Origin of the sequence: Achromobacter deleyi (genome assembly GCF_016127315.1) — a bacterium.
In the GTDB taxonomy this organism is placed as follows: Bacteria; Pseudomonadota; Gammaproteobacteria; order Burkholderiales; family Burkholderiaceae_B; genus Achromobacter; species Achromobacter insuavis_A.
The window spans coordinates 6,839,635-6,863,822 of sequence record NZ_CP065997.1; the positions used below are offsets into that span (position 1 = coordinate 6,839,635).

Here is a 24,188-nt window from a genome sequence, read left to right on the forward strand (position 1 = left end):
GCGGCGCGATGGCGCCGCCCTTGCCTTGCTGCCTGCGCGGCGTTATTCCTGCGCCATCGAGCGCAGCGCGTCACGCGCCTTCGTCAGCTGCGCCTGGACGTCGCCCTGGGCGCCGGCGGGCGCCGTCGCCACGGTGGCGCCGTCCAGCACCGCCGCCAGGCCTTCGGCCGTGGCTTGCAGCAGGGTCTCGGGCGATTCCGCCTGCAGGCGACGCATCAGCGCGCCGGCTTCCTTGGGATCGGCGAAGCGTTGCGACAGCAGCAGTTCCTCGCCATCGGCGGCCAGGAAGCGGAAACGGAAGCCGCCGTCCTCGTCGCGGAAGCTGACGAAACGCGCGCCCTTGCCCTTTTCCTTCTTGGCCGGCGCGTCCTTGCCCGGCGCCTGCGCATTCAGGTTGCGCAGGCCCACGGCCTCGCGCAGTTCGCGCATCATCGGCACCGCCAGCTTGCGCGCCTTGGCGGCGCCGGCCTGCAGCACGTCCTCGATGCGCCCGGGGTTGGCCATCAGGTCGAAGTAGCGCTCGCGCATCGGCGCCAACAGGTTCTCCAGGTGGTCGTAGAGCGCCTGCTTGGCCTCGCCCCAGCCCAGGCCTTCCTCGAGCTGCTTGCGGAACGCCGCGGCCTGTTCGTGCGTGGCGAAGGCGCGGTAGATGGTGTACAGGTGCGAGCCCTCGGCGTCCTTGGGTTCGCCCGGTTCGCGCGAGTCGGTGACGATGCGCATGATCGAGGCGCGCAGCGCCTTGGCGCCGCCCTCGAACAGCGGAATGGTGTTGTTGTAGCTCTTGGACATCTTGCGGCCGTCCAGGCCCGGCAAGGTGGCCACGTCTTCCTCGATGGCGACCTCGGGCAGCGTGAAGTACTCGCGGCCGTACAGGTGATTGAAGCGCTGGGCGATGTCGCGCGCCATTTCCAGGTGCTGGATCTGGTCGCGGCCCACCGGCACCTTATTGGCGTTGAACATGACGATGTCCGCGGCCATCAGCACCGGATACGAGAACAGGCCCATGGTCACGCCGTCGTCGGGATCCACGCCCTTGGCCACGTTCTGGTCGACCGAGGCCTTGTAGGCGTGCGCGCGGTTCATCAGGCCCTTGGCCGTGACGCAGGTCAGCAGCCAGCTCAGCTCCGGGATCTCGGGGATGTCCGACTGGCGGTAGAAGGTCACGCGTTCGGGATCGAGGCCCACCGCCAGCCAGGTGGCGGCGATTTCAAGCCGCGAGCGGGCCACGCGGGCCGGATCGTCGCACTTGATCAGCGCGTGGTAGTCGGCCAGGAAGAAAAACGCGTCGACACCCGGTTGCGTGCTGGCCTGGACCGCCGGGCGGATCGCGCCAGCGTAGTTGCCGAGGTGAGGGGTTCCAGAGGTGGTGATGCCAGTAAGGACGCGGGTGTTCATGGACGATGCAGGCGTTTGCTTGGTGAAACGCCCAGTGTAACGTGCCACGCGGGCGCCGCGCTTACAGGACGGCCAGCAGCGGCGCGGCCAGCGCGCACAGCCCGCCGGCCGTCAGCGCGGCGCGTGGCCGGAAGGTCAGGAACCAGATCAGCAGCAGGCCGGCGATGCTGAGGATGCCGATCCATTCGATGGTGCCGTAGCTCCAGCCCCAGACCGCGGCCGAGGCGCACAGCGACAACGCCAGCGCCAGCCAGCCGAAGGTGCGCAGCGGCACGCGGTGGCGGCGCGGCAAGGCGCGGTCGAACAGGTCCTCGTAGTGACGATCCATGCCCAGGCACAGGGCGGAGAATCCCGCGTAGGCAAGGCAGAAGGCGGCGAGCGTCATGGCGTATCACCTCGGTTCATAGGCGGCTTCGGAAGGGGAATGCGAGGGCGTCAGGTCGGGCGTGGCGGGACGGGTCCGAGCCTGCGCTTGCGCTTGCACCGGGGCGGGCGTTTCGGCGGCCGTCGCGGCGCGGGCGCGGGCTGGCGCCTTGGTGGCGCCCTTGGCCGGCGCCTTGCGCGCGCGGGCGGCCTTGCGCGCCATCCAGCCCAGGAGCAGCGCGCCGGCCAGGCAGGTCAGGTCGAAACCGGCCATGACCCAGTCGCCCGCCGGCAGCGACACGCCGAGGTGGCGCGACGTGGTCAAGGCGTTGACCACCGGCACCAGCGCCAGCGAGGCCGCGGCCAGCGTCAGCAGGTCGACCCACTTGCGCTTGTGGAACAGGAACGCGTACACCAGCGACAGGCCCCAGGCGCTGAAGAACGCGCGCACTTCCCACAACTGGCGGCCCGGCAGGTCGGCCGGCACCAGGCGGTTGGTCCAGAAGAACGCGGCGACCGCGATGAAGAGGCCGGCGATGGTGCCGGCGTTCAGGCCGTCCACCAGGCGCAGCGAGAAGGCCTCGCGCGCGCCGGGTCGCGCCTTCTGGCGGCGCTTGGCGATCCACAGCACCAGGCCGGAACCGACCATGCCCGTACCCGCCAGGCTGACCAGGAAATAGAACCAGCGCAGCAACGGCTCGGCGAACAGCCCCAGGTGCAGTCCGATGACCACGCCGGCGGTGCGCATGGTGGGAGTCAATTCGTCCTGCCCTTCCTGGAAGGCGCCGGTGACGCCGTCGAACCTCGCATACGGCGCGAGCCGGCCGTAGGACACGCCGTCCGCCGCATCGCGCGCCAGGGTCACCGTGGCGCCAGCATCGCCAGGATTGTTGACCGTGACGCGGCCGACCCGCCCATGCCAACGCTGCTCGACCTGTTCGACCAGCGGAGCAAGCGCCACCAACGGCGCCGGCTCATTGCGAGGCGGCGAGACCTTGAAGCCCGGGAACATGTCGTCGGCGTACTGGCGCGGGTTTTCGTAGGCGGCCAGGATGCCGGCCGGCAGCAGCATGCTGGCGAACAACAGCAGGCCACTGAACGTGATCATCAAATGGAACGGCAACCCCAGCACCGACAGCGCGTTGTGGCCATCCATCCAGGCCCGCTGGCCGCCCTTCTTCGGGCGGAAGGTGAAGAAGTCGGCGAAGATCTTCTTGTGCGTGATGATGCCGCTGATGATGGCCACCAGCATGAACATGCCGGCGATGCTGGCGAGCCAGCGCCCCCACGGGAACGCCGTCTCGAGTTCGAAATGGAAGCGGTAGAAGAAGTCGCCGCCGCGCGTCTCGCGACCCTCGACGGCCTGGCCGGTCAGTGGGTCGAGCTTGGCGCGCACGAAGCCGCGCTCGCCCGGCTTGGGTTTCTGCACCTGGTACAGCAGCAGGATCTCCGGTTCGCGGTCGGAGGGCGGCGTGATGAACCAGCGCTTGGCGTCGGGCGCGTGCTCGGTCAGGTAGCGCTGCGCCATGGCCACGGACTCGAGCGTGGGGGCGGCCTTCACCTGGATCTCGGGCTGCATCCAGCGGGTGATCTCGGGACGGAAGAACGACAGCGTGCCGGTCAGGAACATCGCGAACAGCACCCAGCCGAGGATCAGCCCCGACCAGGTGTGCAGCCACGACATGGATTGGCGCAGGCCTTCGCCTTGCGCTTTTCCGGTACTCGGTTTCATGCGCCCCCCACCATGCGGCCGATCAGGAACAGGCCGCCGAACAGCGCCGCCGGCAACAGAATGCCGGCCCAGGCGCGCCAGGCGTTGCGGGTGGCGAACACCCAGATGACGCCACAGGTGTAGACCACGAAGGCCGACATCTGCGCCGCGACGACGGCGTCGGCGCGCTGCATGGGCAGCCAGACGGCCAGGCAGGCCGCAGCCGCCGAGGCCAGGCCGTAGCCGCCGAGGATGGCGGCCAGGGCCCGCGAGGCCACGGCCAGACGGTAGCGCATCATGCCTGCGCCGGCTGCGGGAGCTTTCACTTGGTCACGTTGAAGGTCAGGGTGGAAACGTAGCGGATCTTGGTATAGGCCTTGCCGTCGGCCTCGCCGGCCTTGTCCTCGACGTGGGCGGCTTCCAGCACGTACTGGCCCGGCCACGGCGTGGTGATCTCGATGCGGCCGTTCTCGTCGCTGTGGAAACGCTTTTCCCACTTGGGCGGGCCGAACACGGTGACTTCGGTCTTGGCGAGCGGCTTGCCCTTGAAATGCAGCACGAAGGTGTTGCTGCCCGCGGCGGCCGGCACCAGCTCCAGGTCGAGCTTGCCCTGGGTGTCTTCGCGGCCGGCCTTGGCGCCGTACTGCATCAGCGTGTCCTTGAACTGGATCGGCTGCGACAGGCGCACGTCGCCCTTGCCGCTGGTGGCGAACTCGACGAAATCCGCGCCCTCGGCCGACGCCTTGAGTGCCTTGCCGTCAGCGCCGGTCACCACCGGCGCCACCAGGACCTTGCCCAGGAGGCCGTCGCGCTTTTCACGCAGGTCGTCCGCCCATTCGCCGAAGTACGCCTTTGCCGGCCCCTGGTCGGCCCGCTCGAGCCAGACGAAGTGCGCCTGCGCCGCGCCGGCGCTGCCCAACAGCGCGATGGCTGCCAAAGTCCTTGCGAATTTCATTGTCGATCTTCCTGTTATGAACGCCGGTCCGGAACCGCCCCCGCGGCGGTTACCGTATCGGCAGGGTCTGAATTATAACCATTCTCACTACGATGTGAGGCTTTGCGTGCCTGCCCGCCCACGGCCGCGCCGCGAACGGGCAGTCTGATTTACCAGCGATACCGCAGGCTGGCCTTGATCGAGCGCTGGTAGCCGTACCAGCACCAGGAATCGCCCGAGCACGAGGCGATGTATTCCTTGTCGAACAGGTTCTGCACGTTCAGCGCCACCTGCATGCCCTTGAGCGACGGCGACACGCGGCCCAGGTCGTAGTCCAGCATCAGGTCGAACAGCGTGACCGACGGCACCTTCATGGTGTTGGCCTCGTCGCCGTACGACGACCCGATGTAGCGCACGCCGCCGCCCACGCCCAGGCCGGCCAGCGGGCCGCCCTGCAACTGGTAGCGGGCCCAGGCCGAGGCCTGCTGCGACGGCACGCCCACCGGCGCCTTGCCCTTGAGGTTCAGTCCCGTGGTGCCGGGATTGGCCTTGGAATAGGCGTTGTCCAGCAGCGAATAGCCGGCCATCAGCGTCAGGCCGCGCAGCGGTTCGGTCTTGGCCTCGAGTTCGATGCCCTGCGTGCGCAGCTCACCGGACTGGATCTGGCAGCGCGCATTGGACGTGCCGCACAGGTGCGTCGGGTCCGGATCGGTGGTCAGCATGTTCTCGCGGCGGATGTCGAACGCGGCCACAGACAGCAACGTCTCGCTGCCCGGCGGCTGGTACTTGATGCCGACCTCGTACTGGTTGCCCTCGATCGGCTTGAACGGCGCGTTGTTCCAGCCGGTGCCCGACTGCGGCTCGAACGATTCGGAATAGCTGAAGTACGGCGCCACGCCGTTGTCGAAGTTGTAGATCACGCCGAAACGGCCGGTGAAGGCCTCGGCGCGCAACGACGAAGGCGTGGTGCGACCGGTGGCGATGGCGGTGCTCTCGCCGACGTTGCGCGACCAGTCGTAGCGGCCGCCCAGCAGCACCGAAAGGCGGTCGATCTTGATCTGGTCCTGGAAGTACAGGCCGGCCTGGTACTGCGTGGTGGTGGCGTCGGTGGAGAAGGCCGGCGCCGGAATGTTCTGGTGGTTGTCCGGGTTCATCACGTCCAGCGCGGGCGCGTTGCCGAAGCCCGACAGCGTGTCGGTCTTGACGTGCTGGTAATCGAAGCCCAGCAGCACCGTGTGGCCGAAGGCGCCGGTGTCGAAGCGCGCCTGCAGGTTGTTGTCGATGGTCAGCGCGCCGACCTCGACGTCGGTCGCGATCGCGGCGCGCTGCTGGTAGAGGTAGCGGCTGTCGGTGTAGCCGTAGAAACGGCTGGACGCGCCGTAGATGCTGCGGTACTTGGCATCGGAATGAGTCCAGCGCAGGCTCTGCGTCGCCTTCAGGCTGTCGCTGAAGCGGTGGTCCAGCACATAGCCGAGCGAATAGCTCTTGCGGTCGCTCTTCTCGAAATTGGCGTCGCCATCGTAGTAGCTCGGCGACAGGCGGATGCCATCCGGGGCCGACAGCAACGAACGCATCGGCGGCACGGCGCCGTAGGAACCCATGTCGGGATCGCGCTGGAAGTTCGTCAGCACGGTCAGCGACGTGTCGCCATTGGGCTTCCAGGTGAACGCCGGCGAAACGAAGTAGCGACGCTCCTTGGTGTGGTCGATCTGGCCGTCGGCCATGTAGCCCGATCCCGCCAGGCGGTACAGGTACTTGCCGTCCGCATCGAGCGGGCCGCCGAAATCGAAGTTGGCGCGCCGGTAGTCGTAGTTGCCGACCTGCAGCTCGACTTCATGCAGGGCTTCTTCCAGCGGCCGCTTGCTGACCTGGTTGACCACGCCGCCGGGGCCGCCCTGCCCGTACATCACCGAGGCCGGCCCCTTCAGCACGTCCACGCGCTCCAGGCGGTAGGCGTCCACCTGCGGCAGGGCATCGCGCCCGCCGAACACCCGCAGGCCGTCCAGGTAGGTCGACGCGGAAAAGCCGCGCACGCTGAACTGGTCCAGCCGCGTGGCGGTGGCGCCGCGCGTTTCGGTCGCCACGCCGGGCGTGTAGCGCAGCACCTGGTTCAGCGTCTGCGCGCCCTGCTCGGCGATCTGCTCGCGCGTGACCACGGACACCGATTGCGGCGTCTCGATCAGCGGCGTGTCGGTCTTGGTGGCGCTGACGCTGGCGCCGGCCACATAGCCCACGGTTGGCGCCAGCGCGCTGAGGGAATTGCCCGACACCGTGACCGGCGCCAGCGTATGCGCATCGCCCGCCTGCGCGGCCGGGGCCGCCACCAGCGTCCAGGTGTTGCCGGACTGGGCGCGCGCCTGCAGGCCGCTGCCCGCCAGGATGCGGGCAAAGCCGGCGCCCACCGAATAGGCGCCGTCCAGGCCGCCGGAACGCAGACCGCGCACCTGGGCCGGATCGAACGACAGCACCACGCCGGCGCTGCGCGCGAACTGGGTCAAGGCATCGCCGAGCGGACCGGCGGCGATCTGGTAGGTGCGCGGCGCCTGGGCGGCGGCGGGCGAGGCTTGCGCCCAGGCGGCGGGCGCGGCGGCCAGCCAGGCGCCGGCGCAGGTCGCGGCAAGCACGGCCAGGCGGCCGGCGGTCAAGGTCGCGCGAGGGCGCGGGCAGGATGAAGCGGACACGAAAAACTCCCTGTACGTAGGTCTCTATCTCTGCCTTTCCGTACCGGGAACAAAAACCTGCAATGCGTCGAGCGAGAAAATTGTAACGATCAGGCCGTGCGTGGCTCGACTTGCAGCCAATACTGCGTGTGGCGCGTCACCACGATGGGCAGGGCCGGCTCCAGCGCCCTGAGCGCGCGTTCGGCGTCGTCCAGCGGAAAGACGCCCGACAGCCGCAGGGCGGCCACCGCCGGGTCCACGCGGATCACGCCGATCCGCTGGCGCGCCAGGTAGTGGGCGAAGGCATCCAGGCGCCAGTCCTTGGCCACCACCAGGCCATCGACCCAGGCCAGGCGGTCCGGGTCCGCGGCATGCCGCTCGACGCTCCCCTGCGCGCCATAGGTCAGGCGTTCGCCCGCCTCGACCTGGGCCTGCTGCCCATCGCGCAGCAGCGCGACGCTGCCGTGGTAGACCCCCAGCCGCGCGCCGTCGTCGGTGCGCCGTACGTCGAAGCGCGCGTTCTCGGCCAGCAGCACGCCATAGCCCGTATCCACCCGCAGCGCCGCCGCGCCCGGTCGCGCTTGCGCGTGGACCAGGATCTCGCCGCGCAGCAGGTCGATGCCGCGCGCGCCGCCATCGAGCCGCAAGCGCAGCGCGCTGTCGCTGTTCAAGGTGACGTGCAGGCCATCGGCCACGGCGACCGCGCGCCGTTCGCCAACGCCGGTGCTCAGGTCCGCCGCCAGCCGTTGCCACGGCGTGTGCCGGTATCCGGCCCATCCCGCCACCCCGACACCCGCAAGCGTCAGCATGGCGCGCAAGGCGCGGCGGCGACCGGCCGGATCCGGAGCGTCCAGCGCCGCATGCGCCAATGCCGCGGGAACCCGGCGCGCATCGCGGCCGATCATTTCCAGCCGTTCCCAGGCCTGCCGGTGCAGGGGATCCCGCGCCAGCCAGGCATCACAGGCGTCGCGGTCGCGCGCATCGGCCTGGCCGGATTGCAGGCGGGCCCACCAGGCGATGGCTTCGCGCACCACGGACTCCGGCGGCCTGCCGATGGCGCTAGTCATAGAGCGCCGCATAGCAGGCGGACATGGCGCGCACCATGTACTGCTGCACGGAACTGAGCGACACGCCGAGCCGCTGCGCGATTTCAGGATAGGTCAGGCCGTCCAGCTGCGACAGCAGGAACGCCGAGCGCGCCTTGGGCGGCAGGCTGTCGAGCAGCCGGTCGAGCCGCATCAGGGCCTGCATCTGCTCGGCCTGCGTTTCGGGCGACGGCGCATGGGCCTCGGGCATTGAGGCCAGGTAGGCCAGGTAGGCGTGCTCAAGCGCCGCGTGCCGTTGGTGATCGACCACCAGGCCCTTGGCGATGGTGGTCAGCAGGGCTCGAGCATCAGCCGTGCGCACCGCCTTGCGGCCCTGGATGACGCGCACGAACACGTCCTGCGCCAGGTCCTCGGCGCGGTGCGCGCAGCCGAGCTTGCGGCGCAGCCAGCCGAACAGCCACGGCCGATGGTCGCGGTACAGGCCATCGACGGGCGTGACGGACGCATCGGCGCAAGAGACCGAAGACGGGATGAAGGGGGAAGACACTTGAAGACTGCGGTACGGGACCTGAAGTCTTCGGATCTTAATTGATAATGACTTGCATTACTAACACTAACCACGCAAACCGCCCCGCTCGCGTCCACGAGACAGGCGCTTGCGGCATAACTACAACGTTACGGTCAGGCGGCGTTCGGATTCCAGGTATTCGCGCGACTGCATTTCGAGAATGCGCGAGACCGTGCGGTGGAATTCATTGGCCAGCACGCCCTCGGTATAGATTTCCTCGGGTTCGCACTCGGCCGACATGATCAGCTTGACGCGATGGTCGTAGAACACGTCGATCAGCCAGGTGAAGCGGCGCGCCTCGGAGGCCTGGCGCGGCCCCATGCGCGGCACGCCGGACAGGATCACGGCATGGAAGCGGTTGGCCAGCTCCAGGTAATCGTTCTGCGAACGCGGGCCGCCGCACAGCGTGGCGAAGTCGAACCACACCACCGAACCGGCCAGCGCCAGCGCGCGGATCTCGCGATGCTCGATGTGCAGCACCGGCTCCTGCGGCGGCGTGTCGGCCAGGCTGTCGAACGCCTGCTGCAGCGCCTGCTGCGCATGCTCATCGAGCGGCGAGTGGTAGCACTGCACCTGCTCGAGCGAACGGCGGCGGTAGTCGACGCCGGCGTCCACGTTCATTACGTCCATGCGCGCCTGGATCAGCTCGATCGCCGGCAGCACGCGGTCGCGGTGCAGGCCGTCGGGATACAGCGTCGACGGCTCGTAGTTGGAGGTCATCACGAACGAGGTGCCGTACTCGAACAGCTTGAACAGCAGGCGGTGCAGGATCATCGCGTCCGCCACGTCCGACACGTGGAACTCGTCGAAACAGATCAGGCGGTAGCGCTTGGCCACGCGCTTGGCGACCTCGTCCAACGGGTCCTGCATGCCCTTCACTTCTTCCAGCTCGCGGTGCACGCCGCGCATGAACTCATGGAAGTGCAGGCGCGTCTTGCGCACCACCGGCACGGTGGCGTAGAACGCGTCCATCAGGAAGCTCTTGCCGCGCCCCACCCCGCCCCACAGGTACACGCCGCGCGGCACGTCGGGACGGTTCAACAGCTTCTTGAGCGCGTTCGAGCGCAACGCCTTGAACTTGATCCATTCGTCGTAATAGCGCTGCAGCCGGTCGATCGCCTTTTTCTGGGCGGCGTCGGGCTGGTAGCCGCGTTCGGCCAGGGCTTGTTCGTAGTATTCGCGGACGTTCATGGAAGAGGCAGGTCAAGCAAGTGAAAAAAAGGGCGGGTCCGAGAACCCGCCCCTTTGGCCAAGCCGCAGCGCGGTGCCGGATCAGAAGTTCAAGGCGCGCTTGTCAACGGCCAGGGCGGCTTCCTTCACGGCTTCCGACAGCGTCGGGTGCGCATGGCAGATGCGGGCGATGTCTTCGGCGGCGCCGCGGAATTCCATGATGGTCACGGCTTCCGAGATCAGCTCCGAGGCCATCGGGCCCACGATGTGCACGCCCAGGACTTCGTCGGTCTTGGCATCGGCGATCACCTTGGCGAAGCCGGTGGTGTCACCCAGCGCGCGGGCACGGCCGTTGGCCAGGAACGGGAAGCTGCCGGCCTTGTACTCGCGGCCTTCGGCCTTGAGCTGCTGCTCGGTCTTGCCGACCCAGGCGATTTCCGGCGAGGTGTAGATCACCCACGGCACGGTGTCGAAGTTGACGTGGCCGTGCTGGCCGGCGATGCGCTCGGCAACCGCCACGCCTTCTTCCTCGGCCTTGTGCGCCAGCATCGGGCCGCGCACCACGTCGCCCACCGCCCAGACGTTGGGCAGGTTGGTCTTGCAATCGCCGTCCACGGCAACGAAGCCGCGCTCGTCGAGCTTCAGGCCCACCGCGTCGGCGTTCAGGCCGCCGGTGTAGGGCACGCGGCCGATCGAGACGATCAGCTTGTCCACCACCAGCTTCTGCTCGGCGCCCTTGGCATCGACGTAAGGCACGGTCACCGACTTGGCGGTCGCCTTGATCTCGCCGATCTTGACGCCCATCTGGATGTTCAGGCCCTGCTTGGTGAAGGCCTTCAGGGCTTCCTTGGCCACTTGCTGGTCAGCGGCGGCCAGGAATTCCGGCATCGCCTCCAGGATGGTGACGTCGGCGCCCAGGCGGCGCCACACGCTGCCCATTTCCAGGCCGATGACGCCGGCGCCGATCACGCCCAGCGACTTCGGCACGGCGCCGATGTTCAGCGCGCCGTCGTTGGACAACACGACCTTTTCATCGAACGGCAGGCCGGGCAGCTCACGCGCCGACGAACCGGTGGCGACCACCACGTGCTTGGCGACCAGGTCTTCCTCGGCGGTGCCGGTGACCTTGATGGCCCAGCCGCCTTCGACCTGGCCGACGAACGCGCCCTTGCCATGGAAGAAGGTGACCTTGTTCTTCTTGAACAAGTACAGGATGCCGTCGTTGTTCTGCTTGACCACCGAGTTCTTGCGGCCGATCAGCGTGTCGAGCTTCAGGCTGACGCCCTTGACTTCGATGCCGTGCTCGGCGAAGTGGTGGTTGGCTTGTTCAAAGTGCTCGGACGATTGCAGCAGCGCCTTGGACGGGATGCAACCGACGTTGGTGCACGTGCCGCCGGGAGCCGGGCCGCCTTGGCCGTTTTGCCAGGCGTCGATGCAAGCCACCGACATGCCGAGCTGCGCGGCGCGGATGGCGGCGATGTAGCCGCCGGGGCCCGCGCCGATGACGACGACGTCGAATTGTTTGGACATAGTGTTCTCGCGAATGAGGAGGGAGTGAAACTCGCCCCGGCCCGCGCGAGCCGGCCCGTGGGGCCGGCCGGGCGCCGCCGGCCCGAAGGCCGCGGCGGCGCCGGGCTCAGGGCGCCGAGATTACAGGTCCAGCAACAGGCGCTGCGGATCTTCCAGGGCGTCCTTCATGGCGACCAGGCCCAGGACGGCTTCGCGGCCGTCGATGATGCGGTGGTCGTAGGACAGGGCCAGGTAGTTCATCGGGCGGATGACGATCTGGCCGTTTTCCACCACGGCGCGATCCTTGGTGGCGTGCACGCCCAGGATGGCCGATTGCGGCGGGTTGATGATCGGGGTCGACAGCATCGAGCCGAACACGCCACCGTTGGAGATCGAGAACGTGCCGCCGGTCATCTCTTCGATGCCCAGCTTGCCGTCGGCGGCGCGGCGGCCGAAGTCGGCGATGGTCTTTTCGATTTCAGCGATCGACAGCTGGTCGGCGTTGCGCAGGATCGGCACCACCAGGCCACGCGGGCTGCCGACAGCGATACCGATGTCGAAGTAGCCGTGGTAGATGATGTCCTTGCCGTCGATCGAGGCGTTGATCAGCGGGAACTTCTTCAGCGCGGCAACGGCGGCCTTGACGAAGAACGACATGAAGCCCAGCTTGATGCCATGTTCCTTCTCGAACTTGTCCTTGTACTTGTTGCGCAGATCGATGACCGCTTGCATGTTCACTTCGTTGAACGTGGTCAGGATCGCGTTTTCCTGCTGCGATTGCAGCAGGCGCTCGGCGATGCGGGCGCGCAGGCGGCTCATCGGCACGCGCTGTTCCGGACGGCCGTCCAGCGACAGCGTGGTCGGAGCGGGCGCGGCGGCGGCCTTGGCCGGGGCGGCCTTGGCGGCGGGGGCGCTGGCGTTCAGGGCGTCGCCCTTGGTGACGCGGCCGTCACGGCCGGTGCCGGCGACGTTGGCGGCGTCCACGCCCTTCTCGGCGAGGATCTTGGCGGCGGCGGGCGAAGCCACGCCAGCGGCGGCGGTCGAGGCGGGAGCGGCCGGGGCGGCGGCGGCTTGCGCGGCGGCCTTGGGCGCTTCGGCGGCGGGGGCGGTCGCCGGGGTGGCGGCGGCCTTGCCGGCGGTGTCGATACGGGCCAGGACTTCGCCCGAGGTGACAGTGCTGCCATCGCCCTTGACGATTTCAGCCAGCACGCCCGAGGCGGGAGCCGGCACTTCCAGCACGACCTTGTCGGTTTCGACTTCGATCAGGATTTCGTCCGCTTCGACGGCAGCGCCGGGCTGCTTCTTCCAGGTCAGCAGGGTCGCTTCGGAGACGGATTCGGAGAGTTGAGGGACGACGACGTCGGTGATAGCCATTTTGTTTATTCCGTAAAGTGTGTGTTCTGGACCGCGCGGCGCGGGCAAAGTTCGAAAACGGGTTTCCGCAACTTGCCGCGCGCCGCGCGCGCATCGGGTTGATTACTTGGTCAGCATGACCTTGAACTTGGGCGCGAACGCCGTTTCGATCAGGGCCTTCTGCTGCTCCTGGTGCTTGGCCAGGTAGCCCACGGCCGGCGATGCCGACGCGGCGCGACCGGCGTAGCCCAGCTTCTGGCCTTCGACCATGTTCTCGTACACGTGATGCTGAACATAGAACCAAGCGCCCTGGTTCTGCGGCTCGTCCTGGACCCAGATCACTTCGGTTGCCTTCGGGTACTTGCGCAGTTCGGTCTCGAACGACTTGTGCGCGAACGGGTACAGCTGCTCGACGCGGACGATGGCGACGTTGTCGACGCCACGTTCACGGCGGGCATTGACCAGATCGTAGTAGACCTTGCCCGAGCAAGCCAGCACGCGCTTGACCTTGGCGGCGTCGATGGCCTCGTCGACCTCGCCGATGACCGGGCGGAAGCTGCCGCCGGCCAGGTCGGTCAGGGGCGAACCGGCGTCCTTGTTGCGCAGCAGCGACTTGGGCGTGAACAGCACCAGCGGCTTGCGGAACGGGCGGATCATCTGGCGGCGCAGCACATGGAAGATCTGCGAGGCCGAAGTCGGCTGGATCACTTGCATGTTGTTGTCGGCGCACAGCTGCAGGAAGCGCTCGATGCGGCCCGACGAGTGCTCGGGGCCCTGGCCTTCGTAGCCGTGCGGCAGCATCATGGTCAGGCCCGACTGGCGGCCCCACTTGGCTTCGCCGGAGCTGATGAACTGGTCGATCACGACCTGAGCGCCGTTGACGAAGTCACCGAACTGGCCTTCCCAGATGGTCAGCGTGTTGGGTTCGGCGCTCGAGTAGCCGTATTCGAAGGCCAGCACGGCCTCTTCGGAGAGCACCGAGTCGATCACGGTGAACGGGGCCTGGCCTTCCGAGACGTTCTGCAGCGGAATGTAGGTGCCGTCGTTCCAGCGTTCGCGGTTCTGGTCGTGCAGCACCGCGTGGCGGTGCGTGAACGTGCCGCGGCCCGAGTCCTGGCCGGTGATGCGGATCGAATAGCCCGACGATACCAGCGTGGCGAAGGCGAGGTGTTCGCCCATGCCCCAGTCCAGGTTCATCTCGCCCTTGGCCATGGTGCGGCGGTCGTTCAGCAGCTTGGCGACCAGCGGGTGCACCGTGAAGCCTTCCGGCACCGTGGTGATGCGCTCGCCGATGCGCTTGAGCTCGGCCAGCGGCACGGCGGTGTCGGCCTGGTCGGTCCACTTGGCGCCCAGGAACGGCGACCAGTCGATGGCGTACTTGCTCTTGTAGTCGGTCAGCACCGGTTCGATGGTGCGCTGGCCGTCTTCCATCAGCTGGCGGTAGTCCTTGACCAGTTGGTCGGCTTCGCCTTCGGCCAGCACGCCTTGCGTGGTCAGCTTGTCGGCGTACAGCTTGCGCGTGCCGGGGTGGTGGCCGATGCGCTTGTACATCAGCGGCTGCGTCAGCGACGGGGTGTCCTGCTCGTTGTGGCCCAGCTTGCGGAAGCAGACGATGTCCACGACGATGTCGTGGCGGAACTGCAGGCGGTAATCCAGGGCCAGCTTGGTGACGAACACGACGGCTTCGGGATCGTCGCCGTTGACGTGGAACACCGGCGCTTCGATCATCTTGACCACGTCGGTGCAATACAGCGTCGAACGCGAATCGCGCGGATCCGACGTGGTGAAGCCGATCTGGTTGTTGATGACGATGTGCAGCGTGCCGCCCGTGCCGTAGCCGCGGGTCTGCGCCAGGTTCAGCGTTTCCATGACCACGCCCTGGCCGGCGAAGGCCGCGTCACCGTGCACCAGCACCGGCAGCACTTGCTTGCCTTCGGCGTCGGCGCGGCGTTCCTGGCGAGCGCGCACGCTGCCTTCGACCACGGGGTTGACGATTTCCAGGTGGGACGGGTTGAACGCCAGCGACAGGTGCACCGGACCGCCACGGGTCGACAGGTCGCTCGAGAAGCCGTTGTGGTACTTCACGTCGCCGTCGGTCAGGCCTTCGGCGTGCTTGCCTTCGAACTCGGCGAACAGGTCGCCGGGCATCTTGCCCATGATGTTCACGAGCAGGTTCAGGCGGCCGCGGTGGGCCATGCCGACCACGATTTCCTGGACGCCGTTTTCACCGGCGTGGTTCACCACTTCGTCCATCGAGGCGATGAAGCTTTCGCCGCCTTCCAGCGAGAAGCGCTTCTGGCCGACGTACTTGGTGTGCAGGAAGCGCTCGAGGCCTTCGGACTCGGTCAGCTGCTGCAGGATGTGACGCTTTTCCTCGACCGAGTAGGTCGGCGCGCCCAGCGTGGTTTCCAGGCGTTCCTGGATCCAGCGCTTGGCGGCGGGGTCGGAGATATGCGTGAATTCGGCACCGATGCTGCGGCAGTACGTGTCGCGCAGCGCCTTCAGGATGTCGCGCAGCGTCATGGTGCTGGCGGTCGTGAAGTAGGTGTTGGTGGCCGAGTAGGTCTGGTCCAGGTCGGCTTCGGTCAGGCCGTAGAAGGCCGGGTCGAGTTCGGGGATCGGGGGACGTTCCTGGCGCTTGAGCGGATCCAGGTCGGCCCAGCGCGAACCGAGCGAGCGGTAGGCGGCGATGAGCGATTGCACCGAGACTTGCTTGGAGGCGACGCTCAGGTCGGGTTCGGCGGCGCGTTGCACGAAGGCATTGGCCTTGGCGCGCTGGGCGAACGATTCGACGATGGGAGCGTGGGCCTGGTCGCGGGTGGATTCCTGGCCGTCGGTGGCGGGAGCGTGCTGCAGCTGGTCGAAGTATTCGCGCCAGTTGTCAGGTACCGAACCGGGGTTGTCGAGGTAGGCTTCGTAAAGCTCCTCAACGTAGGGGGCATTTCCCCCAAACAAGTAAGACGTGGATAGGGATTCTATTTCCGAAGACATAATCGCTTCACCTTTACGAGTGCTTCACTCGATTACGATGCAGGAAAACCTTCCGCGACACGGGCTTCCCGTTTAGCGGATAGCAGGGGCAGAAGGCGCGTACAAGCCTTGAAAGCCGTATGGATGAAAGTATAACCCTTTGAGTTTATGGGCGTCTTCTTGCGATTGCGTGACGCAAAAGCGCAAGCGGAATGGCTCCATGCGGGTTTGGAATGTCCGCTCAACCCCTGCAATTACGCCGTCTACTCACCACCAATTTCCGCTAACGAAAAATGCCGCATTGCGGCATTTTTTTCGGCCCGCGCACCGGGTGTTGCGCAATTGCCTCGTCAGAGCGGCAGCTCGGTGGTCGACAGGATCTCTTTCAGGACGAAGAAAGTGCGGATCTGGCGCACGCCGGGCAGCTTGATGATCTCGCCCGCGTGCAGCTTGTTGAAGCGCTCCAGGTCGCGGATGCGCAGCATCAGGAAGTAGTCGAACTCGCCCGCCACCAGATGGCATTCGAGGCAGCCGCTGATGCCGCGCGCCGCCGCCTCGAAGTCGGTGAAGGACTCGGGCGTGGAGCGGTCCAGCACCACCCCGACGATCACCAGCGTGGCCATCTCGACCTCGGCCGGCTCGAGCAGCGCCACGGTCTTCCGGATGATGCCCTCGGCCTTGAGCTTTTCCACCCGCCGCAGGCAGGCGGCCGGGCTCAGGTGCACGCGCGCGCTCAGGTCCAGGTTGGTGATCTGGGCGTCCTGCTGCAGCAGGCGCAGGATCTGGCGGTCGATGCGATCCAGCCCGGCAATGGCGGCCATTCAGTATGTCCCTATAAAATTTAATTTGGTTTTTATTTTTTATTCATAAATATTAAATCCAAAAATCCAATTTCCAAAAAATTTAAATGGAAGAAACTCAAAAAATACGCAATTGACCAACAATCCGACGGGTTCCTATGATTTTTCCATCCGCGGCGCCGTCCGCCCGGACCGTTTCCCCCAGGAGCCCGCATGGATCTGCAACGCTTTCCCCGCCATCGCCTGACCTTCGGCGACACCCCCATCGAGAAGCTCGAGCGCCTGTCCGCCCACCTCGGCGGCAAGGTCGAGATCTACGCCAAGCGCGAGGACTGCAACAGCGGCCTGGCGTTCGGCGGCAACAAGCTGCGCAAGCTGGAATACCTGATTCCGCAGGCGCTGGAACAGGGCTGCGACACGCTCGTCACCATCGGCGGCATCCAGTCCAACCACACTCGCATGGTGGCGGCCGTGGCCGCCAAGCTCGGCCTGGCCTGCGTGCTGGTGCAGGAGAACTGGGTGGACTACTCGGACGCCGTCTACGACCGGGTCGGCAACATCATGATGAGCCGGCTGATGGGCGCCGACGTGCGCCTGGTGGACCAGGGCTTCGACATCGGATTCCGCCGCAGCTGGGAAGAGGCGCTGGAGGACGTACGCAAGCGCGGCGGCAAGCCCTATGCGATTCCGGCCGGCGCCTCCGACCATGAACTGGGCGGGCTGGGCTATGTGGGCTTCGCCGAGGAGGTGCGGCGGCAGGAGGCCGAGCTGGGCTTCAAGTTCGACTACATCGTGGTCTGCGCCGTCACCGGCAGCACGCAGGCCGGCATGGTGGTGGGCTTTGCCGCCGACGGCCGCGCCGACCGCGTGATCGGCATCGACGCCTCGGCCACGCCCGACCAGACCCGCGCGCAGATCCTGCGCATCGCCCGCCGCACCGCGGACATGGTGGGCCTGCAGCGCCCCATCGCCGACAGCGACGTGGTGCTGGACACGCGCTACGCCTACCCGGCCTACGGCCTGCCCTCGGCCGAGACCAACGAGGCCATCCGCCTGTGCGCCCGCCTCGAAGGCATGATGACCGACCCGGTCTACGAGGGGAAATCGATGCAGGGCATGATGGACATCGTGCGGCGCGGCGAAATCCCCGCCGGCTCCCGGGTGCTGTACGCGCATCTCGGGGGGGTACCGGCGATCAACGCCTACAGCTTTCTCTACCGCAACGGCTGACGGCGGCTACGGCGCCAGCGCCTGGCCCTGCGGCGACCTGCGCTGAACCGCCCTTTTTTCGATGTTCCCCGAACACCCCGCCGGCAGCGCATGCCGGCGGGGTGTTCGCTTGATGGCGGCCGGCCTTGCCTGATGTATTAGGGTCATCACTAATGATGTACATAAATTGTATACAGACAATGCGGTTTACCTTATCGTGTCGAACACGATGTCCACGCCCGCCCCGCCATGAGCACCTACGACGCCACCCAGCCCTACCCGCGTGACCTGATCGGCTACGGCCGCAATCCGCCGCACGCGCAATGGCCCGGCGGCGCCCGCATCGCGGTGCAGTTCGTACTCAATTACGAGGAAGGCGGCGAGAACTGCGTGCTGCATGGCGATGCGGGGTCCGAGCAGTTCCTGTCCGAGATGTTCAACCCGGCCAGCTACCCGGAACGCCACCTCAGCATGGAAGGCATCTACGAGTATGGCGCCCGCGTCGGCGTCTGGCGCATCCTGCGCGAATTCGAAAAGCGCGGCCTGCCGCTGACGGTGTTCGCCGTCGGCATGGCCTTGCAGCGCCACCCCGAGCTGGCCGCGGCGCTGGTCGAGCTGGACCACGAGATCGCCTGCCACGGCTGGCGCTGGGTGCACTACCAGCACGTGGACGAAGCCACCGAGCGCGAACACATGCGCCTGGGCATGGACGCCATCGCCCAACTGACCGGCGCCCGCCCGCTGGGCTGGTACACCGGCCGCGACAGCCCGCGCACGCGCCGCCTGGTGGCCGACTACGGCGGCTTCGAATACGACAGCGACTACTACGGCGACGACCTGCCCTTCTGGATGCGGGTGCAAAAGAGCGACGGCAGCGTGGCGCCGCAACTGATCGTGCCCTACACGCTGGACTGCAACGACATGCGCTTCGCGCTGCCGCAGGGCTACTCGCATGCGGATCCGTTCTTCCAGTATCTGAAGGACAGCTTCGACGCGCTCTACGCCGAAGGCGACGAGGCGCCCAAGATGCTCAGCATCGGCATGCATTGCCGCCTGCTGGGCCGGCCGGGCCGCATCGTCGCGCTGCAACGCTTCCTGGATCACATCGCGCGCCACGACCGCGTCTGGGTCTGCCGCCGGCTGGACATCGCCCGGCACTGGCAGGCGCGCCATCCCTATCAACCCGCTCCCTGAACGGCGCAACCATGGCCCATACCCTCGCCCAATTCAACGACGCCGCGCCGCAAGACGCGGCCGCCATGCTGACCGACCTGTATCCGCACGCGCCCTGGGCCGCGCAACAGGCGGTGCGCGCGCGGCCGATGCACAGCGTGGCCCAGTTGCAGCTGGCGCTGCAACGCGCGGTGGACGATGCCGACGCCGCCACGCAACTGACGCTGCTGCGCGCCCAGCCCGCGCTCGATGCGGGGGCCGACGCCGCCGCGCGGATCGCCGACCATGCCGCGCGCTTCGGCTTTCCCTTCGTGCTGTCCCGCTACAGCCCCCGCGGCGCGGGCCTGCAAGACGCGCAACGGGTCCAGGCGCTGGAGCGTCGCCAGCACAACGCGCCGGACGACGAACGCCGCGAAGCCCTGCGCCAGTTGCACCGCGACGCCGAAGTGCGGCTGCACGAACGTTTCGGCGTCGAACCGGACCTGGGCAACGACATCTGGGACTGGCAGGAAAAACTCAGCGCGCACAGCGACCCCGGCTATGCCGAGAACGGCCAGCTCACCGTCACCTACCTGACCGATGCGCACCGCGCCTGCGCGCAGCGCATCTCGCACTGGATGCGCGATTGCGGCTTCGACGAAGTCGGCATCGACGCGGTCGGCAACGTGGTCGGCCGCTACCATGCGGTCCGCGCCAACGCGCCCATCCTGATGAGCGGCAGCCACTACGACACGGTGCGCAATGCCGGCAAATACGACGGCCGCCTCGGCATCTTCGTGCCGATGGCCTGCGTGCGCGCGCTGCACCGCCAGGGCCGGCGCCTGCCCTACGCGATCGAAGTGATCGCCTTTTCCGAAGAAGAGGGCCAGCGCTATCCGGCCACCTTCCTCGGCTCCGGCGCGCTGATCGGCGACTTCCAGCCGCGCTGGCTGGAACAGAAGGACGCCGACGGCATCAGCATGCGCGAGGCCATGGCGCACGCGGGGCTGTGCATCGACGACATTCCCAAGCTCAAGCGCGACCCGGCCCGTTATCTGGGCTTTGTCGAAGTGCATATCGAACAGGGCCCCGTGCTCAATGAAATGGGCCTGCCGCTGGGCGTGGTCACCTCCATCAACGGCTGCGTGCGCTACCGCGTGCGGATCCACGGCACGGCCTGCCACGCCGGCACCACGCCGATGGACCGGCGCCGCGACGCCGCCGTGGCCGCGGCCGAGCTGATCGTGTTCGTCGAAGGCCGCGCCGCGCGCGACGGCGACTCGGTCGGCACCGTCGGCATGCTGGAAGTGCCCAATGGCTCGATCAACGTGGTGCCCGGCGAATGCCGCTTCAGTCTAGACCTGCGCGCGCCCAGCGATCCGCAGCGCGATGCGCTGGCCACGGACGTGCTGGCCGAACTGGACGCGATCTGCCGGCGCCGCGGCCTGCGCTACACGCTCGAGGAAACCATGCGGGCCGCCGCCGCCCCCAGCGCGCCGGCCTGGCAGCAACGCTGGGAGCGCGCGGTCCAGGCGCAGGGCGTGCCGGTCCACTGCATGCCCAGCGGCGCCGGCCACGACGCCATGAAGCTGCACGAGATCATGCCGCAGGCCATGCTGTTCGTGCGCGGCCAGAACGCCGGCATCAGCCACAACCCGCTCGAATCCACCACCAACCACGACATGCAGCTGGCCGCGCAGGCGATGCAACGGCTGCTCGACGATCTCGCCAACGAAGCAACGAGCTGAACCATGACCGATTACGCCCGACTCGACGCCTGGGTGGACGCCCACTTCGATGAAGAAGTGCGCTTCCTGCAGGAACTGGTGCGCGTGCCGACCGACACGCCGCCGGGCAACAACGCCCCCCACGCCGTCCGCACCGCCGAACTGCTGCAGGGCTTCGGCCTGCAGGCCGAGTCCCATCCCGTGCCCGCCGACGAGGTGCGCGCCTATGGCATGGAATCCATCACCAACCTGATCGTGCGCCGCGAATACGGCGCCGGCGGCCGCCGCGTCGCGCTCAACGCCCATGGCGACGTGGTGCCGCCGGGCGACGGCTGGGAGCACGATCCGTACGGCGCCGAGATCGTGGACGGCAGCCTCTACGGCCGCGCCGCCGCGGTCAGCAAGAGCGATTTCGCCAGCTTCACCTTCGCGCTGCGCGCGCTGGAAGCGGTGGCCCGTCCGAGCCACGGCGCGGTCGAGCTGCATTTCACCTACGACGAGGAATTTGGCGGCCTGCTCGGGCCGGGCTGGCTGCTGCGCCAGGGGCTCACCCGCCCCGACCTGCTGATCGCGGCCGGCTTCAGCTATGAAGTCGTGACGGCGCACAACGGCTGCCTGCAGATGGAGGTCACGGTGCACGGCAAGATGGCGCACGCCGCCATCCCGGCCACCGGCGTGGACGCGCTGCAGGGCGCGGTCGCCATCATGAACGCGCTCTACGCGCAGAACGCGCGCTACCGCGAAATCACCTCGCAGGTCGAAGGCATCAGCCACCCCTACCTGAACATCGGCCGCATCGAAGGCGGCACCAACACCAACGTGGTGCCCGGCAAGGTCGTGTTCAAGCTCGACCGCCGCATGATCCCGGAAGAGAACGCGGCCGAGGTCGAGGCCGACATCCGCCGCATCATCGAACAGGCCGCGGCCGCCACGCCCGGCGTCCGCGTCGAGATCAAGCGCCTGCTGCTGGCCAACGCCATGCGGCCGCTGCCCGGCAACCAGCCGCTGGTCGAGGCCATTCGCAAGCACGGCCAGGACCTGTTCGGCGAACCCATCCCCGCCATGGGCACGCCGCTCTACACCGACGTGCGCCTGTATGCCGAGGCCGGCATTCCCGGCGTGATCTACGGCGCCGGACCGCGCACCGTGCTGGAATCGCACGCCAAGCGCAACGACGAACGCGTGCTGCTGGAAGACCTGCGGCGCGCCACCAAGGTCATCGCCCGCACCCTGGCCGACCTGCTGCAACCGGCATGAAAAAAGGGCATGGCGCCCACGCGCCATGCCCTTTGACCGCCACGCGGCAGCGCTACGCCAGCCGCATCACGCGGCGCCAGAACAGCACCGCCACCAGCGCGAACACCGCCAGTCCCAGGAACGAAGCGGTGCGCGCGAATTCCTCGCCCGCGATCGCCAGCGGCGCATCGGTGCCGGCGGCGCCGATGATGGCGGCCATCACCACGCCCACCAGGCTCTCGCCCACGATCAGGCCCGAGGCGATCAGCACGCCGCGCCGGTTGGGGGCCTCGGCGAACGACTCGTAGTCCTTGCCGGCGGCCGCGGCGCGACGGCGCAGTGCCCGCTCCAGCAGCCAGGCCAGCAGCGCGCCGGCCACGATCGGCGCCGCCACGGTCGGCGGCAGGTAGATGCCGATGCCGACCGCCAGCACCGGAATGCGAGCCACCTTGCAGGTGCGCTTGAGCACCTCGTCCAGCGCGATCAGGCCGACGCCGACCGCCATGCCGATCAGGATCATGGTCCAGTTCAGCTGGTGCGTGAAGATGCCGCGCGCGATCGCCAGCATCAGCGTGGCTTGCGGCGCGGACAGCGCCTGCGCCGGGTCCATGCCTTCGCGCGGCATGGCGTCGGCGAAACCGTAGGCGTTGTACAGCAGCTCCAGCACCGGCGAGATCACCGCCGCGCCGACCACGCAGCCGATCAGCAGCGCCACCTGCTGGCGCCAGGGCGTCGCGCCCACCAGCCAGCCGGTCTTCAGGTCCTGCAGGTTGTCGTTCGAGATCGACGCCACCGCGACCACCGCCGAGGTGCTGAAGATGGCCAGCGCGATCGTCATCTGCACGCCGTTCTGCACCGCCAGCAACTCGCCGCCCAGTGCCAGCATCAGCAGCGACACCAGCACGATGGCAACGATGCCCACGCCCGAGATCGGGCTGGTCGACGAGCCCACCAGGCCCGCCATGTAGCCGCAGGCCGCGGCCACCAGGAAGCCGAACACGAAGGCAAACAGCACTGCGTAGGCCACCAGCTTCCAGATGGCCGCGGCCGACAGCGGCGCGCCCGCCAGGAACACCTGGAAGGTGATCACCAGCACCGCCACCAGCACCAGCGTGACCACCGAGATCCAGCCGGCCGACAGGTCGCGCTCGGTGCGCGGGGCCTTGCCGGCGCGCGCCGCGCCCGCGCGGGTCAGCGCCGAGAACGAGGCCTTGACGCCGCGCGCCATCGGCACGAACAGCGTCGCCAGCGTCCAGATGGCGCCCACGCCGATCACGCCGGCGCCGATGAAGCGCACCTGCGACGACCACAGCCCGGTGGCGAACTTCGCCAGCGTCATGCCGGCGGGCATCTCGGTCATGGAGGTCAGGATTGGCACCGCGATGCCCCACGAGATCACCAGCCCCGTCAGCATGGCCAGGCCGGCCACGATGCCGATCAGGTAGCCGGCGCCGAGCAGCGCCAGCGAAAAGCCCATCGGCAGCCGGAACACCGCGCCGCCCAGCGCGAACCAGCCGCTGACGCCGTCGCCCAGCACCCGCAGGCCGCTGGCGGCGAAGCTGACCGCCGCCGCCACCACGCCGCCGCTGACGATGTCGCCCATGCCGGTGGCGGCCGGCTTGGCCGGCGCCCGCCCGGCCTCCTCGGCCGCATCCTGCGCGCGCTCGGCGCTGCCGACCCGCAGGATCTCGGCCGCCGCCACGCCTTCGGGATACGGCAGGTCGCTCTGCACCACCATCACGTGGCGCAGCGGAATCGTGAACATCACGCCCAGCATGCCGCCGGCCGCGCAGATGCCCAGGGTCTGCCAGAACGGAAAGCCCTGCCAGTGACCCATCATGACCAGGGCGGGCAGGATGAAGATGATGGAGGACAGCGTGCCGGCCGCCGAGGCCTGCGTCTGCACCATGTTGTTCTCGAGGATGTTGGCGTCCTTGAACAGCCGCAACACCGACATGGAAATGACCGCCGCCGGGATCGCCGACGAAAAGGTCAGGCCGACCTTGAGCCCCAGGAACACATTGGAGGCGGTGAAGATGATGGTGATCACTGCGCCCAACAGCACGCCGCGGAACGTCAGTTCCGGTAGCGTGACCTCTGCCGGGACGGTGGTGGGTTGAGTCATTGAAGTCTCCTTCTACGCCGGGGTCGACCCGCCGCGGGAGCGGGACGGCCACGGCTTTCAGGGCGTTTACGCCCTGTTGGTTGCCGGTTTGTTTTTTCTGAAGCGCGAATTCTAGCGCCTCGGCGTCCAGCAGGTGGTCACCACCGGTAAGCGGCCCATCGCAGCAGATCCTGCCGCCCACCCAAAAAACGGCGGACGATTATGCTGAAAACCCGGGTTCGCCCCCGGCTTTTTGATTACCCATGCCCCAGGGACAGGAC

Annotated in this window: 18 protein-coding genes; 4 read left to right on the forward strand and 14 right to left on the reverse strand. The window is 67.7% G+C overall.

Features of this window, described 5'->3' with window-relative positions:
* Positions 1–42: 42 nt before the first annotated feature.
* The 13 genes from I6I07_RS30955 to I6I07_RS31015 all read right to left on the reverse strand — a co-directional run bounded on the left by I6I07_RS30955 (position 43) and on the right by I6I07_RS31015 (position 16,500).
* Positions 43–1,395, reverse strand: a complete 1,353-nt coding sequence (locus tag I6I07_RS30955) for a tryptophan--tRNA ligase (protein ID WP_198484976.1) — start codon at positions 1,393–1,395, stop codon at positions 43–45.
* Positions 1,396–1,456: 61 nt separating this feature from the next.
* The gene (locus tag I6I07_RS30960) at positions 1,457–1,780 is read right to left on the reverse strand and encodes a DUF3325 domain-containing protein (RefSeq protein ID WP_061072123.1); all 324 of its coding nucleotides are present in this window, start codon (positions 1,778–1,780) and stop codon (positions 1,457–1,459) included.
* 6 nt (positions 1,781–1,786) lie between these two features.
* Positions 1,787–3,490, reverse strand: coding sequence for a PepSY-associated TM helix domain-containing protein (locus I6I07_RS30965; protein ID WP_198484978.1), 1,704 nt, complete (start codon positions 3,488–3,490; stop codon positions 1,787–1,789).
* Positions 3,487–3,768: a DUF3649 domain-containing protein gene (locus tag I6I07_RS30970; RefSeq protein WP_006393575.1), complete on the reverse strand. Its 282-nt coding sequence runs from the start codon at positions 3,766–3,768 to the stop codon at positions 3,487–3,489. The genes I6I07_RS30965 and I6I07_RS30970 overlap by 4 nt, the downstream gene beginning before the upstream one ends.
* Positions 3,769–3,791: 23 nt before the next feature.
* Positions 3,792–4,424: a DUF4198 domain-containing protein gene (locus tag I6I07_RS30975; protein ID WP_198484980.1), complete on the reverse strand. Its 633-nt coding sequence runs from the start codon at positions 4,422–4,424 to the stop codon at positions 3,792–3,794.
* Positions 4,425–4,573: 149 nt separating this feature from the next.
* A complete protein-coding gene (locus I6I07_RS30980; protein WP_198484982.1) occupies positions 4,574–7,084 on the reverse strand; it encodes a TonB-dependent siderophore receptor in 2,511 nt (836 codons plus the stop codon).
* A gap of 89 nt (positions 7,085–7,173) precedes the next feature.
* The gene (locus I6I07_RS30985; protein WP_198484984.1) at positions 7,174–8,130 is read right to left on the reverse strand and encodes a FecR domain-containing protein; all 957 of its coding nucleotides are present in this window, start codon (positions 8,128–8,130) and stop codon (positions 7,174–7,176) included.
* Complete coding sequence (locus tag I6I07_RS30990) at positions 8,123–8,656, reverse strand: sigma-70 family RNA polymerase sigma factor (RefSeq protein WP_198484986.1); 534 nt, start codon at positions 8,654–8,656, stop codon at positions 8,123–8,125. The genes I6I07_RS30985 and I6I07_RS30990 overlap by 8 nt, the downstream gene beginning before the upstream one ends.
* Positions 8,657–8,776: 120 nt before the next feature.
* Complete coding sequence (zapE, locus tag I6I07_RS30995) at positions 8,777–9,868, reverse strand: cell division protein ZapE (protein ID WP_061072128.1); 1,092 nt, start codon at positions 9,866–9,868, stop codon at positions 8,777–8,779.
* A gap of 81 nt (positions 9,869–9,949) precedes the next feature.
* Positions 9,950–11,377 carry a dihydrolipoyl dehydrogenase gene (gene lpdA / locus I6I07_RS31000; RefSeq protein WP_006393569.1) on the reverse strand — a complete coding sequence of 476 codons (1,428 nt, stop codon included), beginning with the start codon at positions 11,375–11,377 and terminating at the stop codon, positions 9,950–9,952.
* A gap of 120 nt (positions 11,378–11,497) precedes the next feature.
* Positions 11,498–12,730 carry a 2-oxoglutarate dehydrogenase complex dihydrolipoyllysine-residue succinyltransferase gene (gene odhB, locus I6I07_RS31005; protein WP_006393568.1) on the reverse strand — a complete coding sequence of 411 codons (1,233 nt, stop codon included), beginning with the start codon at positions 12,728–12,730 and terminating at the stop codon, positions 11,498–11,500.
* A gap of 102 nt (positions 12,731–12,832) precedes the next feature.
* Complete coding sequence (locus I6I07_RS31010) at positions 12,833–15,700, reverse strand: 2-oxoglutarate dehydrogenase E1 component (RefSeq protein WP_198484988.1); 2,868 nt, start codon at positions 15,698–15,700, stop codon at positions 12,833–12,835.
* Between the two features lie 329 nt (positions 15,701–16,029).
* A complete protein-coding gene (locus I6I07_RS31015; RefSeq protein ID WP_006393566.1) occupies positions 16,030–16,500 on the reverse strand; it encodes an Lrp/AsnC family transcriptional regulator in 471 nt (156 codons plus the stop codon).
* Between the two features lie 192 nt (positions 16,501–16,692).
* On the opposite strand from I6I07_RS31015, the gene I6I07_RS31020 reads away from it, so the two are divergent.
* The 4 genes from I6I07_RS31020 to I6I07_RS31035 all read left to right on the forward strand — a co-directional run bounded on the left by I6I07_RS31020 (position 16,693) and on the right by I6I07_RS31035 (position 21,824).
* On the forward strand, positions 16,693–17,709 hold the full coding sequence (locus tag I6I07_RS31020; protein ID WP_116522075.1) for a 1-aminocyclopropane-1-carboxylate deaminase: 1,017 nt from the start codon (positions 16,693–16,695) through the stop codon (positions 17,707–17,709).
* A gap of 228 nt (positions 17,710–17,937) precedes the next feature.
* Entirely contained in the window at positions 17,938–18,882 is a 945-nt protein-coding gene (gene puuE / locus I6I07_RS31025) for an allantoinase PuuE (protein WP_198484991.1), read from the forward strand.
* Positions 18,883–18,893: 11 nt separating this feature from the next.
* Entirely contained in the window at positions 18,894–20,588 is a 1,695-nt protein-coding gene (locus I6I07_RS31030; RefSeq protein WP_198484994.1) for a hydantoinase/carbamoylase family amidase, read from the forward strand.
* A 3-nt stretch (positions 20,589–20,591) separates the two neighbouring features.
* Positions 20,592–21,824, forward strand: a complete 1,233-nt coding sequence (locus I6I07_RS31035) for a M20 family metallopeptidase (protein WP_198484997.1) — start codon at positions 20,592–20,594, stop codon at positions 21,822–21,824.
* A 52-nt stretch (positions 21,825–21,876) separates the two neighbouring features.
* On the opposite strand, the gene I6I07_RS31040 is transcribed toward I6I07_RS31035, so the two are convergent.
* On the reverse strand, positions 21,877–23,928 hold the full coding sequence (locus I6I07_RS31040; RefSeq protein ID WP_198485000.1) for an OPT family oligopeptide transporter: 2,052 nt from the start codon (positions 23,926–23,928) through the stop codon (positions 21,877–21,879).
* Positions 23,929–24,188 lie beyond the last annotated feature (260 nt).